Source organism: Maricaulis sp., assembly GCF_048269565.1.
Classification (GTDB): domain Bacteria; phylum Pseudomonadota; class Alphaproteobacteria; order Caulobacterales; family Maricaulaceae; genus Maricaulis.
The window spans coordinates 294,109-310,241 of record NZ_JBLXIK010000003.1; the positions used below are offsets into that span (position 1 = coordinate 294,109).

Below are 16,133 nucleotides of genomic sequence, written 5' to 3' on the forward strand. Positions count from 1 at the left end.
CGTTTTAGCACGGATGCAGTGGCTATGAGGTAGGTGCGAGGGAGACGCACATGCCACTTACACGCTTGTCACTGAACAATCCGGCTGCCGTATTTGTCGGTATAGCCCTGATTAACGTCCTCGGCCTGGTCGCCTTCACGCGCCTGCCGATGCAGCTGTTTCCGGACACCCAGCAGCCGCAGGTCAATATTGCGACCTTCTGGCGCTCGGCCTCGCCGCAGGAAATGGAATCCGAAATCATCGAGCCGCAGGAGCAGGCGCTGGCCGGCCTCGCGGGCATGGAGGAAATGCGCGTCTTCGTCGGTGAGGGCTCGGCCTTCGTCAATCTCACCTTTGCGCTCGAAACCGACATGACCCAGACGGCGATCGAAATCTCGAATCGCCTGTCGCAATTGCCGCCCCTGCCGCGCGATGCCGTCGGTCCCAATATCGGCGGGTTCGGCGGTGATGCACAGCAGAGCCTGATCTGGTTTTTCGTCCAGGCGCTGCCGGGCAATCCGCGCGAGATCAATGACTATTCCAGCCTGATCGAGGATCAGGTCGTGCCGCGGCTGGAATCGATTCCCGGCGTCGCCAGCGTCCAGATCGGGTGGGGCCAGCAGCCGGAAGAACTCCAGATCACCGTCGATCCCTACCGCGCTGCCGCCCTGGGCGTGACGCTGCCCGAGATTTCCGCCGCCATCGTCAATAATCAGGATGTTTCCGGCGGCAATGCCGAAATCGGGCGCCGCTCCTATCAGATGCGCTTCGAGGGCGAGTTCGAGCCGTCCGAGCTCGATGAGCTGGTGATCGTCTGGCGCGACGGCAATCCGGTGCGTCTGGGTGATCTGGCGAGTGTTGAGGTCAATTATGGCGAGCGGACCAATTTCACCTATCAGAACGGCAATCCGGCGATGGGCATCGAGGTGCGCCGCCAGCCCGGCGCCAATGTGCTCGCGGCCCTCGACGCGGTGAAGGCAGAAGTTGCCGAGATCAACGCCACCGTGCTGGCCGAGCAGCAACTCGTCATGGCTCCGTCCTTCGATGCCTCGGTCTTTATCCTGCGTGCGATCGACCTGTTGCGGACCAATCTCCTGCTCGGTGTCGGGCTGGCAATTTTCGGTCTCTGGCTCTTCCTGCGGAGGGCACGCGCCACCCTGATCATCTCGCTGGCGATCCCGGTCTCGCTGCTCTCGACCCTGATCGTGCTCTTCCTGTTCGATCGCTCACTCAATGTGATTTCGCTCGCCGGCCTGGCCTTCGCCACCGGCATGGTGATGGATGCGGCGATCATCGTTCTGGAGAATATCATCCGGCGCCGCGAAATGGGCGAGGATGCGGATACCGCGTCGGAAAAGGGGGCAACCCAGGTCTGGGGCGCCTTGCTCGCCTCGACGGTCACGACGGTGGCGATCTTCCTGCCGATTATCTTCATCCGCGATGTCGAGGGGCAATTGTTTGCCGACCTGGCCATCACCATTGCCGTCGGGGTCGCCATTTCCATGCTGGTGGCCGTGACCATCCTGCCGGTGGCGGCCAAATACTGGATCCGCGATCGCCAGACCACGACGCAGCAGCCCATCCTCAACCGGATCTCGGACGCCATCCTGGCCCTGAGTGACAATCCGCGCATCCGCTTGGCGGTGATCGCCGGGCTGATCGCCATACCGGTCGCCACCACCTGGATTATCCGGCCGCAGATGGACTATCTGCCGCCGGTCAAGCGCGATGCGGTCGATGCCTTCTTTATCTTCCCGCCCGGCTCCAACATGGACTGGATCGAGACCGAGGTTGCCGCGCGGGTGGTCGAGCGTCTCGCGCCCTATATGTCCGGCGAGCGCGAACCGGCTCTGCGCAACTATTATTTCGGCACCTTCCCCGGTGGTGGCGGAGCGACAGCGGGGATTCGTGTCGCCGACCAGAGCCGCGTCGGCGAGCTTGAACGTATCGTGCGTGAGGAAATCATCACCGGTATTCCCGATGTGATCGGATTTGCGCAGCAGGGCGATCTGTTCGGCGGCTTTTCCCAGGGCGGCAATATCCAGGTCAATGTCCAGTCTGCCGATTCCGACGCCCGCGGGCGTGCGGTCAATGCCGGTCTGGCAATCCTGCGCGAACGCTTTCCCGGCGTAAACATCAATGCCAATCCGCCGCCACAGGACAACCAGCCGCGCCTGACCATGATCCCCGATGACCGGCGGATCCAGGAGGCGGGCTGGGCCCGGCGCAATGTCGCCGGCATGATCGCCATGCTCGGCGACGGCCAGTATATCGGTGAGTATTTCGACGGCGACAGCCGCATGAATACGATCCTGCGGGCCAATGGCTGGGAGACGCCGGACCAGCTGGCCGGACTGCCGATCGCGACGCCGTCCGGAGCCGTGGTGCCGCTGGGCGATTTGATCGAGATCCGCGAGGATGTCGGACCGGGCGGCATTCAACGCCTCAACCGCCGTCGTACCGTGACGATCAATATCAATCAGCCCGAGGGCCGCTCGCTCGAGGAAATTCTCACCGTCGTTCAAAACGAGGTCGAGCCGGCCATTCGTGCCGCCTTGCCCGAGGATGGCTCGGTGACCTATGGCGGCAGTGCCGACAGTCTCCAGCGCGCCAAGATGACCATGGCCACGAATATGGGCATGGCGCTGGTGATCCTGTTCCTGATCCTGGCCGGGATGTTCCGGTCCTTGCGCGATGCGGCGCTGGTCCTGGTGTCCCTGCCTTTGGCCGGTGTTGGCGGCGTGGTGATGCTGCAGATCCTCAATATCTGGGTCACCCAGCCGCTCGATCTGCTGACCATGATGGGCTTCGTGATCCTGCTTGGTCTGGTGATCAATAATGCCATCCTGCTGGTCGACCAGACCCGTCAGGGCGAACGCGAAGGCCTGCCCCGCCGCGATGCGGTCGAGCAGGCCCTGCGCATGCGCCTGCGGCCGATCTTCATGAGCACGATGACCAGCCTGCTGGGCATGTTGCCCCTGCTGCTGGTGCCCGGTGTCGGCAGTGCGATCTATCGCGGTCTCGCCGCGGCGATCGTCGGCGGCATGAGCGTCAGCCTGATCTTCACCCTGATCCTGATCCCCTGCCTGTTGCGGCTCGGAGAAAACCGTCAGACCGCCACGCTCACATCACCCGCCCTGGCTCCGGCCGAATAGACCGAAGCCGCAAGGACAAGAACCCATGAAGATCTCCAATCCACTGCTCGGTGTCATTGCCGCTCTTGGCGCGCTGACCCTTATCCCTGCAACCGCTGCCGCCCAGGACGGGCCGCCGCCGGCGATCATTCGCAGCGCCACGATCATCGAGCGCGATATGGCCCGCACCATCACCACTCCGGCCAGCGTGGTCGCGCGCAATGATGCGCGTATCGCTGCGGAAGCATCCGGCCGGATCATTTTCATTGCCGAGGCCGGCGACAGTGTTGAAGCCGGCGGGCTGGTGGCGCAGATGGATGACCGCCAGGCGCGGATTGTGCTCGATGAGGCGAGGGCGCGTCTCGCACGGGCGACGGCGAACAGTGACTACCAGAGCGCCGAGGCGACGCGGCTGGAGAGTCTGGCGCGTAATGGCACCGTGCCGCCGACCCGGCTTCGTGAAGTCGAGCTGGCACGCGATCTGGCGCTGCAGGATGTGCGCGAGGCGCGCTCCTCAGTTGCCAGCGCCGAGCTGGAACTGGAGCGAACCCGCATTCTTGCCCCCTTCGCCGGCCGCGTTGCCGAACGCTTGATCCAGGTCGGCGAATTGTCTGCGCCGGGCCGCGACATCGCCCGCATTGTCGATATCGACCACAAGGAAGCGATTGCCCAGGCCCCGGTCGCGATCGCGCCCTATCTCAGCGTCGGCCAGGCGGTCACGCTGACCATGGGCGAGGGCGTCAGCGCAACGGCGCCGATCCGTGCCATTATTCCCGTTGGCGACGCCGTGTCGCGCACATTCGAGGTCCGGATCGATCTGGCCGGATCGGACTGGATTGTCGGTTCGGCGGCACGGGCTGCGTTTCCGGCGGAGACGTCTCGCACCCAATCGGCCGTGCCCTATGACGCGGTGATCCTGCGCTCCAGCGGGGCTTTCATCTTCACGGTCGATAGCGACAACGTTGCGCATCAGGTCGCGGTGACCGCCGGCGTGCGCGATAATGGTCATATCGCCGTCAGCGGCGAGATCGAGGTGGGCCAGAGGGTGGTGGTCTCAGGCGCCGAAACCCTGAGCGAGGGGCGCACTGTCCAGGAATTTGCCGAAGACGCCTGATCTGTAGTGGCCCTCCGATATCGGCATGCTAGGGTTTGGGCACCATCAACGCCGCGACGGGCCCGTGTGGCTGCTCGCCCCAACCGCACCGGATCTGCCATGAGACAGCTCAGCATGCTCGGCCTGCTCGTCGCGGCACTGGCCGCCGCCCCGGCCACGGCGCAGGACACGGAGCTTGCAACCCTGTTGTCCGCACCACTTGAAATCGAACGCGCCGAAGCGGTGAGCGAGGCCGCGCTGACGGTGCGCGGCGGCAAATTGTTCATTGATGCCGTCGCCGATGGCGAGGCCGGGGAATTCATCCTCGACAGCGGATCGCCGACCATTCTTTCCCGTGACTTCACCGAAGCCCTGGGTCTTGAAGTCGTGGCGCAGAATACCGGCCTCGACGCCAATGGCGCCGAGGTCACGATGGATTTCGCCGTTCTCGACACGCTGCAGATCGGCACGGTGGTGTTTCACGACGTCCCGGTCCTGATCCATGATTTCAGCAGCCTCGACATGGGCGCCTGTATCGTCGGGCCGGGCATTCTCGGCTCGGAACTGTTTCCCGGCAGTGCCTGGCGGATCGATACAGGTGCCGGCCGGTTATCGATCGCGGCCAGCCTGGATGATTTGCCGGAGCGCGAAGCGGTCGTGACAGCGCCGCTGCGTGATTTCGGCTATCCGCACGCGCCGATTGTCGATTATGCGGTCGGCGATGTTTCGGACAAGGCGCTGTTCGATACCGGCAGCGAAGCCGAGATCGCGCTCTTCGCCCGCGTGGCTGCCGCGGCCTCGGTGCAGCAGGCCGTGCGCGCCGGCAGCGTCGTCACCGGTCGGGGCCATGAAGGCGAATCGGCCGGCGGACGCGGGCAAACCGTCACCCTGACGCGTTTCAGCCTGACCGATTTTCTGCTGGGCCCTGACAGCCTCGGGCCCGTCCGCGCCACGACACGTTCTGTTCCGCCAACCCTGGTCGGAGCCGGCATCCTCGCCTCGCATGTCGTGACGCTGGATTACCCGGGCGCACAATTTCTGCTCGCGGCCCGCGAGGCGCCGGAGCCCGGCCATGCCGAATCCGGCTATTCGCTCGCCTTTGTCGGCGATGAGGTCCGCGTGGTGCAATTGTTCGACGGCTCGGTCGCGGCCGGAGCCGGCCTGCGGCTGGGTGACCAAGTGGTTGCGGTGTCCGGGCGGTCACTTGTGGTGAGTGGGGACAATCCAAAATGCAGCATCGCCGACTGGCTGTTTGCCGATTTTGATGCCGCGCAACCGGCCGGGCTCGAGATTGTGCGCGAGGGCGTGACCAGCCGGATCAGCATTCCACAACATTGACGGCGAGACCGCCCTGGCTGGTCTCCTTGTATTTTTCCTGCATGTCGACGCCGGTCTGACGCATGGTCTCGATCACCTGGTCGAGTGAGACCTTCATGTCGGCGGAGGTCGCGCGCAGGGCCAGGCGCGCGGCATCGATCGCCTTGATCGCGCCGATGGCATTGCGCTCGATACAGGGGATCTGCACCAGTCCGCCGACCGGGTCACAGGTCAGGCCGAGATTGTGCTCCATGCCGATCTCGGCGGCATCCTCGATCTGGTTGTTATTGGCGCCCATCGCCGCGGCCAAGGCCCCGGCCGCCATCGAACAGGCGACGCCAACCTCGCCCTGGCAGCCCGCTTCAGCGCCGGAAATCGAGGCGTTCTTCTTGTAGAGCGCGCCGATGGCGGCGGCGGTGAGGAAGAAGCGCAGCAGGGCCTCGTCGTCGGACGGATTGCGGTGATAGCGGTCGAAATAGCGCGCGACGGCGGGAATAATGCCGGCCGCGCCATTGGTCGGCGCGGTGACCACACGTCCACCGGCGGCGTTTTCCTCATTGACCGCCATCGCCCACAGATTGATCCAGTCCATCGCGACGAGTGGATCATCGGCCGGATCGGTCTGCTCCTTGAGCAGGTCGCTATAGAGCTTGGGTGCGCGCCGCTTCACCTTCAGCCCGCCGGGCAGGATGCCGTCCTCGCGCAGGCCGCGATCGATGCAGCCCTCCATGGTTTTCCAGATCGTCTCGATCCCGCCGCGCACTTCCGCTTCGCTGCGGAAGGCGCATTCATTGGCCAGCATGATCCGGAAGATGGACAGGTTCTCGCGCTCGCCGATCTCAAGCAGTTCGGCGGCGGAGTTGAACGGGTAGGGCTCGCCTTCCTTGACGTCGGCGGCGGAATTGCGTCCGGCCTCGTGCTCGTCGATGACGAAGCCGCCGCCGATCGAATACCAGATCTCCTCCAGCATCACGCTTTCATCGCCGGCCAGGGCGCGAAACTTCATGGCGTTGGAGTGGAAGGGCAGGCGGATATCGCCGCGAAATTGCAGATCGCGCCGCTCGCTAAACTCGATACTGCGCCCGCCGGGCAAGGTTAGGCGGTGTTCGCTGCGGATACGGTCCAGCCTTGGCGGGATCTCGGCCGGATCGACGCGCGATGGATCGCAGCCTTCAAGGCCGAGCAAGACCGCCTTGTCGGTGCCATGGCCCAACCCGGTCAGCGCCAGCGAGCCATAGAGCTCGGCTTCCAGCCGGTTGATCGCCGCCTCGCCATGCTGCGCGATGACGCGCTCGACGAATTGCCGCGCCGCCAGCATCGGGCCGACCGTGTGCGAGCTGGAAGGCCCGACGCCGATCTTGAACAGGTCGAAAACGCCAAAATGCATGATGACAGGGCCTGACAGGCGCGCCGCAGGCCGGGTTTAACCGAGGCCGCGATCACGCGTGAATGCGTTGAAGCAGATAATGGTCTGCGTGTCCTTGATGCCGGGGATGGTCTGGACCTTCTCGTTCACGAAGCGGCCGATATCGGCATCATCGTCAATCGCGAAATGCGCCAGCAGGTCGAAGGCGCCGGAGATGGAGTGCACCATCGGCGCTTCGTCGAGCTTGTCCACCAATGCCGCGGCGACATCATAGGTGTGGCCCAGCTCGCATTTGATAAAGACGTAGAATTGACGCATCGCGGAGGTCCTCACTCAGGCATTGGATTCGCCTTGACCCTAATACGGCACTAGCGAAGTTTGAAACGTTGAATCTTCCCGGTCTGGGTCTTGGGCAGGGCGGCGACGAATTCGATCGCGCGCGGATACTTGTAGGGCGCGATGGCCGACTTGACGTGGTCCTGCAGCGCCTTGACGAGTTCGGCGTGGCCGTTATGGCCTTCCGCCAACACGATGAAGGCCTTGACGATGGTGCCGCGCTCCACATCGGCCGCGCCGACGACGGCGCATTCCAGCACCGTTTCGTGCAGCAGCAGGGCCTGCTCGACCTCGGGGCCGGCGATATTATAGCCGGAGGAGACGATCAGATCATCGGCGCGCGAGACATACCAGAAATAGCCGTCACCATCGCGGCGATAGAGATCGCCAGTGATGTTCCAGCCCTTCTGCACATAGGTTTTCTGGCGTTTGTCGTCGAGATAGAGACAGCCCGTCGGCCCCTTGACGGCCAGTCGCCCGATTTCGCCATCGGCCACCGGATCGCCCGCTGCATTCACCACCCGGGCCTGATAGCCGGGCACAGCCTTGCCGGTCGCCCCAGGGCGGATGTCGCTGCCGGCGGCTGAAATGAAGATATGGATCATCTCGGTGGCCCCGATTCCGTCAATCAGGCGGATGCCGCTGAGAGCGTGAAAGGCGTCCGAGGTCGCCGCCGGCAAATGCTCGCCGGCCGAGATGCCCTTGCGCAGGCTGGAGAGATCATAATCATCCCACAGGCCCATCAGGGCGCGATAGCCGGTCGGGGCGGTGAACAGGGTGGTGACGCCAAAGCGCTCGATCGTCTCGCACAGCGCCTCGAAGCCGGGGCGGCCGGGCAGGGCCGTGGCCAGGCCGGCGCGGGCCGGGAAGACGACACTGGCGCCCAGCCCGAAGGTGAAGGCGAAGGGCGGCGTGCCGAGATAGATCTCGTCGGGATCCGGCGCCAGCACCGAGCGGGCGAAGGTATCGGCCATCGCCAGCACGCTGGAGTGGAAATGGGCGCAGGCCTTGGGCTCGCCGGTCGTGCCGGAGGTGAAGGCGAGCAGGGCGATATCATCGCGCGCGGTATCGACAGCGTCGAAATGCTGCGGCTTGCCGGCCATGCGCGCCGTGAGTTCCCCATCCGGCCCCCAGTCCATGATCCGGCCGAGAACCGGCTCCAGCGCTGCCGCCTCGCGCACCGGATCGGCCAGGGCGGCGTCGCACAGGGCGTGGCTGACCTGCCCCTTGGCGATCACCTTGGCAAGCTCGCCGGCGCGCAGCATCGGCATCGTCATCACCGCAACGCCGCCGGCCAGAATGACGCCATACCAGGCGGCGATCAGTTCGATGGAGTTGTAGCCGTGCAGCAGGACGCGATTGCCCGCCAACAGCCCCATATCGGTGACCAGGACATGGGCGATGCGGCCGGCTTCGGCGCGCAGGCCGGACCAGCTGATCTCGCGCGCGGGCGAATAGATCGCGGTCTTGTCGCCAAGGCCATTTCCAATATTGCGATCAAGCAGTTCGGCAGCGCAGTTCAAGCGGTCCGGATAGGTCAGTTCGGGCCGGTCAAAACAGAATTCGGGCCAGTCGGCCGACGCGGGCAGGCGCTCGCGCGTGAAGGCATCAACATGCCCGCTGGTGTGCATCGTCATGACGTCCTCCCCGACGTGTCCGACTGCGTTTTTGCGCCGTGATCTAGCTTTCGATCACCGCCGTCGTTTCAATCTCGATCTTGGCGTCCGGCTCGATCAGGCCGGCAACGATGACAAAGGCCATGGTCGGATAATTGCGCCCGATCAATGCCTTCCAGATACCGCCGAGCTCCGCTTCTGCGGCGAGATACTCGTCGCGGCTGGTGATATAGCCGGTCATGCGCACGATATGCTCGGGCCCGGCACCAGCCTCGGCGAGCACGGCGAGAGTGTTCTCGAGCACCTTGCGGAACTGGGCCGCGAAATCGTCAGAGACGATGACGCCGTGTTCGTCCCAGCCGATCTGGCCGGCAACATAGACCTGGCGGCCGCTTGTCGCGATGCCGTTGGAATAGCCTTTCGGGCGCGGCCAGCTGGGGGGCAGCAAGGTCTGCATCACTTCACCTCCAGAAAGGTCAGCATCTTGGCGCGCAGGATTTCGGGAATTCGTTCCGGAGCGTGTTTCTCGGCGTCGATATAGACCAGTACAGGCCGAGCAATCATCCTGACTTCCGTCTCGTGGGTGGCGGTGATGGTCAGCTTGAAGGAGCTGCGCCCGACCTCATTGACCACGAGCTTGAAGGCCAGCTCGTCATCGAGCCGGCTGGGCGCCTTGAAATCGACCTCGATATGCGCGAGCGGCACGGCATAGTGGCCCTTGACGATCATGGCGTCGAAACCATAGCCCAGACCGGTCTCGAACCAGTCCTCGATACAGGCATTGATCATCTCGAAATAGCGCGGATAGAAGACAATCCCCGCCGGATCGACATCGGCAAAGCGTATGCGGCGATCAACCCGGAACACCATTATTTCCACTCCGACAAATGCTGGCGCGCGATGACAAGTTTCTGCACCTCCGACGCCCCCTCATAAATCCGCAAGGCCCGGATATCGCGATACAGCGCCTCGGGCACCGAGCCCTTGGTGACACCGAGCCCGCCAAACAATTGCACCGCCGTATCGATCACGCGCTGCGCCGCCTCGGTGGCATGGAGCTTGGCCATCGCCGCTTCGCGGGTGATGCGGGCGGCGCCCGTGTCCTTGGTCCAGGCGGCGCGATAGATCAACAGCGCGCTGGCGTCGATATCGAGCGCCATCTCGGCTAGTTGCGTCTGCACGCCCTGCTGGTCCGCCAGCGTCGCGCCGAACAGCTTGCGTGTCGTGGCGCGCGCTGTGGCCTCGTCCAGCGCCCGGCGGGCAAAGCCCAGCGATGCGGCACCAACGGTTGAGCGGAACACATCCAGGGTCGCCATCGCGATCTTGAAACCGGATCCCGATGCGCCAATCAGGCTGGCGGCGGGCAGGTGGCAATCCTCGAACACCAGGCGGGCGAGGGGATGCGGTGCGATGGTCTCGATGCGCTCGGCGACGTTCAGGCCAGCTGTGTTGGCGTCGAGGATGAAAGCGGACAGGCCGCGTGCGCCGTCGGCCTCACCGGTGCGGGCGAAGACGACGTAGAAATCGGCAATACCGCCATTGGAGATGAAGGTCTTTTCGCCCTTGAGGCGCCAGCCATCACCATCCGGTGTCGCGGTGGTGGCGATGGCGGCGACGTCGGAACCGGCCTCCGGCTCGGTCAGGGCGAAGGCGGCGCAGAGCTCGCCGCGGGCAACGCCGGGCAGCCAGGCCTGTTTCTGGGCCTCGGTGCCAAACAGCGAGATCGCGCCGGAGCCCAGCCCCTGCATCGCGAACACGAAATCGGCCAGCCCGCTGCGATAGCCCAGATGCTCGCGCATCAGGCAGAGCGAGCGCACATCAAGCGCGTCGGTCACGCCGCCATAGCCGGCGGGGACGCAATAGCGCGTCAGGCCGGCCTCGCCGAGCGCCTTGAGGATGGCACGGCAATCCCCATCGACATCGGCATGCGCGTCAAACCCATGGGTGCCGAACCGGCCCTCGGCCCAGCTTTCGGCAAAGCTTGCCAGCTCGCGGTGGGCATCCGAGAGGAAAGGCCAGTCGAGATAGCTGCGGTCGGCCATTCAATTGCCCTCGAAAACGGGTTTCTGTTTGGCGACGAAGGCGGTGTAGGCGCGCTCGAAATCCTTCGTCTGCATGCAGATCGCCTGTGCCTGGGCCTCGGCCTCGATGGCGGTGTGCAGACTCATATCCCACTCCGTATTGAGCTGGTTCTTGGTCATCGCATTGCCGAAATTCGGTCCCGCTGCGACCCGCGCCGCCCAGTCCCGCGCGGCGTCCATCAATTCATCGGCGTCGGTAATGCGATTATAGAACCCCCAACGTTCGCCTTCCCCGGCCGACATGGAACGGCCGAGATAGAGGAGTTCCGAGGCGCGGCCCTGGCCGATAATGCGCGGCAGCATGGCGCAGGCGCCCATATCGCAGCCGGCCAGACCGACGCGATTGAACAGGAAGGCGCATTTGGCCTCCGGCGTCGCGATGCGCAGATCGGAGGCCATCGCCATGATCGCACCGGCTCCGACACAGACGCCGTCAATGGCGGCGATGACGGGCTGCGGGCAATCGCGCATCGCCTTGACCAGATCGCCGGTCATGCGGGTGAAATCGAGCAATTCGGGCATATCCATGCCGACCAGCGGTCCGATGATCTCATGCACATCGCCGCCGGAGCAGAAATTGCCGCCGGCGCCGGTGATGATGATCGCCTTGACCGATTTGACGTAGACGAGGGCGCGGAACATGTCGCGCAACTCGGCATAGCTTTCGAAGGTCAGCGGATTCTTGCGCTCGGGCCGGTTGAAGGTGACGGTGCCAATCCCGTCCGCAAAGCTCCAGAGGTAATGCTCCGGCTGGTAGGTCGTCGGGTCCATCAATTGATCCCTGTTTGCCAGGCCGGCGCCAGGCGCGGCCATCCCTGTACGCGCCATTGATTCCGGCGCTTGTGCCTCAAGACCTACGACGCGCTGCCCGCAGCGTCCACTGTTCGCGACCCGCGCGCCGGCGCGGCGCAGATTCCTGTTCGCCAGGCGCGGCGATCTGATAGAGACTAGACCGAAACATCGTCTTACCCCGAAAGGTCATCATGAGCGCTCCGGTCACCATCTCCCGCCTGTTCACCGACAAAACCGATATCGGCCGCACCGAATTGCGCAGCCAGCCAGCCGCTGAGCTGCAGACCGGGGAGATACTGCTCAAGATCAAAAGCTTCTCGCTGACGGCCAATAATATCACCTATGCCGCCTTCGGCGATGCGATGCAGTACTGGAATTTCTTCCCGACCGGCGAAGAGGGCTTTGGCCATATGCCGGTCTGGGGTTTTGCCGATGTTGTCGCCTCGAGCACGCCCGGGATCGAGGTCGGGGAACGCTTCTACGGCTATTTCCCGATCGCCAGCCATGTCCGCATGCGCCCCGGCCGCATCTCGCCGCGCGGCTTTTATGACGTCTCGGACCACCGGCTCGAATTGGTCTCGGCCTATAACCAGTACACCCGTTGCAGCGAGGACGAGGTCTATCGCCCGGATCGCGAGGCCTTCCAGGCCCTGTTCCGCCCGCTCTTTGTCACCGCCTTCATGCTCGCTGATTATCTCGCCGATAATGACTGGTTCGGGGCGCGGCAATTGCTGATCTCCAGCGCCTCGAGCAAGACCGCCTATGGCACCGCCTTCTGCCTGTTGAGCGAGGACCAGGTGACGCTGACGGCGCTGACCTCACCGCGCAATGGCGATTTTGTGCGCGCGCTCGGATGTTATGAGACCACTGCGCTCTACGACGATATCGAACAGCTCGATGCCTCGATCCCGACCGCCTATGTCGATTTCGCCGGCGATGTCGCCCTGCGCGCGCGCATCCATCATCATTTCGGCCCGTCCCTGATGCATGACTGTGTCGTCGGCGCGGCGCACAATGCGCCCTTTGCCAAACCGGTCGACATGCCCGGGCCGGCGCCGAAATTCTTCTTCGCCCCGGAACAGATCGCCAAGCGCAACAAGGATTGGGGACCGGACCTGTTCAACACCCGTTTCAGCGAAGCGCAGGAGCGCTTCTTTGAACAGGTCAGCACCGCCGATCCGGTCTGGATGACGGTCGAGACCGGGCGCGGCTTCGACGCGGCCCAGGCCGTGATCCGTACCCTGGCGGATGACGGCGGCGATCCGGCGCGTGGCCATATGATCGCGCTCGACTGACGCCCCGGCAGCCAAAAGCCGGGGCGAAACCGCTTTGGCAGAAAATGCCGGTATGGTTAAATTGCGCCGCCAGAGATCGTAATCGCCTGTCCTGACACGGATCCGCTCAGGGGCGAGCACAGGAAGCTGACGGCCTCGGCCACTTCTTCCGACTGGATCAGGCGTCCCTGCGGATTGTTCTTGGTCAGCTCGGCGAGCGCGTCCTCGCGAGAGCGGCCGGTCTTGGCCATGATATTGGCGATGGAATTGTCGACGATGGCGGTCTCGACATAGCCCGGGCAGACGGCGTTGAAGGTCGCATTGGTGTGGGCATATTCCAGCGACAGGGATTTGGTCAGGCCGACAACGGCGTGTTTCGAGGCGACATAGGGGGCGATATAGGCCCCGCCGCGCAGGCCGGCGATCGAGGCGATATTCACCACCCGGGCATAATCCGCCTTCATCATCGAGCCGATCACGGCCTGGGTGCAGCGCACCAGCCCCTCGACATTGACCGCCTGGATGCGTTGCCACTCCTCGATCGAGGTGCGGTGGAAGGCGCCCGCCGCGGCGATGCCCGCATTATTGACGAGGATATCGATCTCGCCGCCCGCCTTGGCTGCGGCAAAGGCATCATCGACGCTGTCGGCATCGGTGACGTCGATCCGGATGGCCTCGGCGCCCGTTATGGTGCTGGCGGCGGCCTCGAGCCGGTCCAGGTTGCGGCCCATGATGATCACCCGGGCGCCGTCGGCGGCGAGAGCCTTGGCGCATGCCAGACCGATGCCGGTGCCGCCGCCGGTGATGACGGCGCGATGTCCTGTCAGCTTGCTCATACCTTCAGCTCTCCTTGTTGGGCGCGCGCGAGATTGCGCGTCAATTGTTCAAAACCGGCCGCATATTGCGGTGGCACATACACATCACGATAGCCCAGTTCCGCCGCCGCGCGCAGTGTCCACATCGGATCGATCAGGTGCGGGCGCGCCAGCGCCACCAGATCGGCCCGGCCGGCGGCGAGGATGGAATTGACGTGGTCGGTCTCATAGATATTGCCGACGGCCATGGTCGCGCAGCCGAGCTCATTGCGGATGCGGTCGGAAAACGGCGTCTGGAACATGCGGCCATAGACCGGGCGCGCCAGCGGTGTCGTCTGCCCGGCGGAGACATCGATCAGATCAGCGCCGGCCTCGCGGAAGGCATTGGCAATCGCCAGGCTGTCGGCCTCTGACAGGCCATCATCGCCAAGCCAGTCCGTCGCCGACAGCCGCACGGCCATCGGCCTGTCGTCCGGCCAGACCGCGCGCATGGCGTTGAAGACCTCGAGCGGGAAGCGCAAACGGTTCTCGACCGGTCCGCCATACGCGTCGCTGCGCTGATTGGAGATCGGGGTGAGAAAGCTCGAGAGCAGATAGCCATGGGCGCAGTGCAGCTCGACCATGTCGAAACCGGCCTCCAGCGCGCGATGCGTCGCGGCGACGAAATCGGCCAGCACCGCATCCATATCGGCGCGGTCCATCTCCCGCGGGGTCTGGTTTGTCTCGCTCCACGGCAAGGGTGAGGGCGCGATCAGCGGCCAATTGCCGGTCTCAAGCTGTCTGTCCGAGCCCTCCCAGGCGAGCCGTGTCGAACCCTTGCGGCCGGCATGGGCCAGCTGGACTGCCATTTTGGCGCGGCTCTGCGAATGGGCGAAATCGGTGATCGCCCGCCAGGCCTTCACATGTTCATCGGTATAGAGGCCGGCGCAGCCCGGCGAGATACGGCCATCGCGGCTGACATCGGTCATCTCGGTATAGACGAGGCCGGCTCCGCCCAGGGCGCGGGCGCCGTAATGCACAGTGTGGAAGGGGCCGGGCAGGCCATCCTCGGCGGAATACATGCACATGGGCGAGACCACGACGCGGTTTTCCAGCCGCATGCCCCGCAGCTCGAACGGCGCAAACATGGGCGGCCGCGCATCAGCCTTGGCGCCACCGGTGGCCTGGCTGGTAAACCAGCGCTCGACGCCTGCCAGCCAGTCGGGATCGCGCAGGCGCAGATTTTCATGGCTGATACGCTGGGAGCGGGTCAGCAGGGAATAGGCAAATTGCTTGGGTTCGAAGCCGAGATAGCGGTCAAGATGCTCGAACCATTCGGTCGAATTGCGCGCCGCGCTCTGCAATTTGAGCACTTCGACCGTGCGCACGGCCTGGTAATCCTTCAGCCCATCGGCGACCGGCTTGTCGGTGCTGGTCAGCACGTCGGCGAGCATGATCGCGTCTTCCAGCGCCAGCTTGGTGCCCGAGCCGATCGAGAAATGCGCCGTGTGGGCGGCATCGCCCAAGAGGACGATATTGTCGTGCACCCAGCTCTCGCACAGCACGCGCGGGAAATTGAGCCAGGCCGAGCCGCGCAGATGCCGCGCATTCGACATCAGTGGATGATCGTCCAGCCAGGGCGCGAACAGGGCCTCACAAGCGCGGCAGCATTCATCCTGGTCCATCTCGCCAAAGCCGAGGCCTTCCCAGGTCTCCGGCGCGCATTCGACGATGAAGGTCGAGGTCTCGTCGTCAAAGCGGTAGGCATGGGCCCAGACCCAGCCATGCGGTGTCTCGACAAAAATGAAGGTGAAGGCGTCGAACACCTTATGGGTGCCGAGCCAGACGAACTTGTTGCGCCGCAACTCGATATCGGGCTTGAAACTGCCGGCGAAACGGCTGCGGATCTTCGAATTGAGCCCGTCGGAGGCGACGATCATGTCGGCATCGGCGAATGGGGAGAGGTCGTCGCCAATCTCGCATTCGAAATGCAGGCCGACACCGAGTTCGGCGGCGCGCTCCTGCAGCAGGTTGAGCAGTTTCTTGCGGCCAATGCCGCAAAAGCCGTGCCCGGTCGAGGTTTCGGTGATGCCCTTGAAGACGACATCGATATCGTCCCAATGCGCCAGGCTGGCGCCGATGGCACGGGCACTCACCGGGTCATTGCGGCCGAGATTCTCCATCGTCTGGTCGGAGAAGACGACGCCCCAGCCGAATGTGTCCCCGGCCTTGTTGCGCTCATAGACATCGACGGTGCAATCGGGATCGCGCAGCTTCATCGAGATCGCGAAATAGAGACCGGCGGGGCCGCCGCCAAGACAGGCAATTTTCATGGCTTGCGACCTTTCCAG

13 protein-coding genes are annotated in these 16,133 nt (G+C 64.2%); 4 read left to right on the forward strand and 9 right to left on the reverse strand.

Annotation, left to right across the window (positions count from 1 at the left end):
* Window positions 1–50 precede the first annotated feature (50 nt).
* The 3 genes from ACN0YL_RS08220 to ACN0YL_RS08230 all read left to right on the forward strand — a co-directional run bounded on the left by ACN0YL_RS08220 (window position 51) and on the right by ACN0YL_RS08230 (window position 5,544).
* Complete coding sequence (locus ACN0YL_RS08220; protein WP_417497647.1) at window positions 51–3,134, forward strand: efflux RND transporter permease subunit; 3,084 nt, start codon at window positions 51–53, stop codon at window positions 3,132–3,134.
* 25 nt (window positions 3,135–3,159) lie between these two features.
* Window positions 3,160–4,227: an efflux RND transporter periplasmic adaptor subunit gene (locus tag ACN0YL_RS08225; protein WP_417497648.1), complete on the forward strand. Its 1,068-nt coding sequence runs from the start codon at window positions 3,160–3,162 to the stop codon at window positions 4,225–4,227.
* 99 nt (window positions 4,228–4,326) lie between these two features.
* Entirely contained in the window at window positions 4,327–5,544 is a 1,218-nt protein-coding gene (locus tag ACN0YL_RS08230) for an aspartyl protease family protein (protein ID WP_417497649.1), read from the forward strand.
* On the opposite strand, the gene ACN0YL_RS08235 is transcribed toward ACN0YL_RS08230, so the two are convergent.
* The 7 genes from ACN0YL_RS08235 to ACN0YL_RS08265 are packed head-to-tail and all read right to left on the reverse strand — an operon-like array spanning window position 5,525 to window position 11,693.
* Complete coding sequence (locus ACN0YL_RS08235) at window positions 5,525–6,910, reverse strand: L-serine ammonia-lyase (RefSeq protein ID WP_417497650.1); 1,386 nt, start codon at window positions 6,908–6,910, stop codon at window positions 5,525–5,527. The two genes, ACN0YL_RS08230 and ACN0YL_RS08235, sit on opposite strands and share 20 nt — an antisense overlap.
* A 36-nt stretch (window positions 6,911–6,946) precedes the next feature.
* Window positions 6,947–7,207, reverse strand: coding sequence for an Lrp/AsnC ligand binding domain-containing protein (locus tag ACN0YL_RS08240; RefSeq protein ID WP_417470798.1), 261 nt, complete (start codon window positions 7,205–7,207; stop codon window positions 6,947–6,949).
* Window positions 7,208–7,257: 50 nt separating this feature from the next.
* Window positions 7,258–8,856 (reverse strand): AMP-binding protein, encoded by a 1,599-nt coding sequence (locus tag ACN0YL_RS08245; protein WP_417497779.1) that lies wholly within the window; start codon window positions 8,854–8,856, stop codon window positions 7,258–7,260.
* A gap of 49 nt (window positions 8,857–8,905) precedes the next feature.
* Entirely contained in the window at window positions 8,906–9,298 is a 393-nt protein-coding gene (locus ACN0YL_RS08250; protein ID WP_417497651.1) for a RidA family protein, read from the reverse strand.
* Complete coding sequence (locus tag ACN0YL_RS08255; protein WP_417470804.1) at window positions 9,298–9,711, reverse strand: acyl-CoA thioesterase; 414 nt, start codon at window positions 9,709–9,711, stop codon at window positions 9,298–9,300. The genes ACN0YL_RS08250 and ACN0YL_RS08255 overlap by 1 nt, the downstream gene beginning before the upstream one ends.
* Complete coding sequence (locus ACN0YL_RS08260) at window positions 9,711–10,883, reverse strand: acyl-CoA dehydrogenase family protein (RefSeq protein ID WP_417497652.1); 1,173 nt, start codon at window positions 10,881–10,883, stop codon at window positions 9,711–9,713. Before ACN0YL_RS08260 ends, ACN0YL_RS08255 begins: the two co-directional genes overlap by 1 nt.
* Window positions 10,884–11,693, reverse strand: coding sequence for an enoyl-CoA hydratase family protein (locus ACN0YL_RS08265; protein ID WP_417497653.1), 810 nt, complete (start codon window positions 11,691–11,693; stop codon window positions 10,884–10,886).
* A 212-nt stretch (window positions 11,694–11,905) separates the two neighbouring features.
* On the opposite strand from ACN0YL_RS08265, the gene ACN0YL_RS08270 reads away from it, so the two are divergent.
* Complete coding sequence (locus ACN0YL_RS08270) at window positions 11,906–13,009, forward strand: DUF2855 family protein (protein WP_417497654.1); 1,104 nt, start codon at window positions 11,906–11,908, stop codon at window positions 13,007–13,009.
* Between the two features lie 56 nt (window positions 13,010–13,065).
* On the opposite strand, the gene ACN0YL_RS08275 is transcribed toward ACN0YL_RS08270, so the two are convergent.
* On the reverse strand, window positions 13,066–13,824 hold the full coding sequence (locus ACN0YL_RS08275) for an SDR family NAD(P)-dependent oxidoreductase (protein WP_417497655.1): 759 nt from the start codon (window positions 13,822–13,824) through the stop codon (window positions 13,066–13,068).
* A complete protein-coding gene (locus ACN0YL_RS08280; RefSeq protein ID WP_417497656.1) occupies window positions 13,821–16,115 on the reverse strand; it encodes a bifunctional salicylyl-CoA 5-hydroxylase/oxidoreductase in 2,295 nt (764 codons plus the stop codon). Before ACN0YL_RS08280 ends, ACN0YL_RS08275 begins: the two co-directional genes overlap by 4 nt.
* Between the last annotated feature and the right edge of the window lie 18 nt (window positions 16,116–16,133).

Excerpts from the sequence above, each read along its gene's own strand:
- ACN0YL_RS08220 (WP_417497647.1), top strand. The coding sequence starts at position 51 with ATGCCACTTACACGCTTGTCACTGAACAATCCGGCTGCCGTATTTGTC.
- ACN0YL_RS08225 (WP_417497648.1), top strand. The coding sequence starts at position 3,160 with ATGAAGATCTCCAATCCACTGCTCGGTGTCATTGCCGCTCTTGGCGCG.
- ACN0YL_RS08230 (WP_417497649.1), top strand. The coding sequence starts at position 4,327 with ATGAGACAGCTCAGCATGCTCGGCCTGCTCGTCGCGGCACTGGCCGCC.
- ACN0YL_RS08235 (WP_417497650.1), bottom strand. The coding sequence starts at position 6,910 with ATGCATTTTGGCGTTTTCGACCTGTTCAAGATCGGCGTCGGGCCTTCC.
- ACN0YL_RS08240 (WP_417470798.1), bottom strand. The coding sequence starts at position 7,207 with ATGCGTCAATTCTACGTCTTTATCAAATGCGAGCTGGGCCACACCTAT.
- ACN0YL_RS08245 (WP_417497779.1), bottom strand. The coding sequence starts at position 8,856 with ATGCACACCAGCGGGCATGTTGATGCCTTCACGCGCGAGCGCCTGCCC.
- ACN0YL_RS08250 (WP_417497651.1), bottom strand. The coding sequence starts at position 9,298 with ATGCAGACCTTGCTGCCCCCCAGCTGGCCGCGCCCGAAAGGCTATTCC.
- ACN0YL_RS08255 (WP_417470804.1), bottom strand. The coding sequence starts at position 9,711 with ATGGTGTTCCGGGTTGATCGCCGCATACGCTTTGCCGATGTCGATCCG.
- ACN0YL_RS08260 (WP_417497652.1), bottom strand. The coding sequence starts at position 10,883 with ATGGCCGACCGCAGCTATCTCGACTGGCCTTTCCTCTCGGATGCCCAC.
- ACN0YL_RS08265 (WP_417497653.1), bottom strand. The coding sequence starts at position 11,693 with ATGGACCCGACGACCTACCAGCCGGAGCATTACCTCTGGAGCTTTGCG.
- ACN0YL_RS08270 (WP_417497654.1), top strand. The coding sequence starts at position 11,906 with ATGAGCGCTCCGGTCACCATCTCCCGCCTGTTCACCGACAAAACCGAT.
- ACN0YL_RS08275 (WP_417497655.1), bottom strand. The coding sequence starts at position 13,824 with ATGAGCAAGCTGACAGGACATCGCGCCGTCATCACCGGCGGCGGCACC.
- ACN0YL_RS08280 (WP_417497656.1), bottom strand. The coding sequence starts at position 16,115 with ATGAAAATTGCCTGTCTTGGCGGCGGCCCCGCCGGTCTCTATTTCGCG.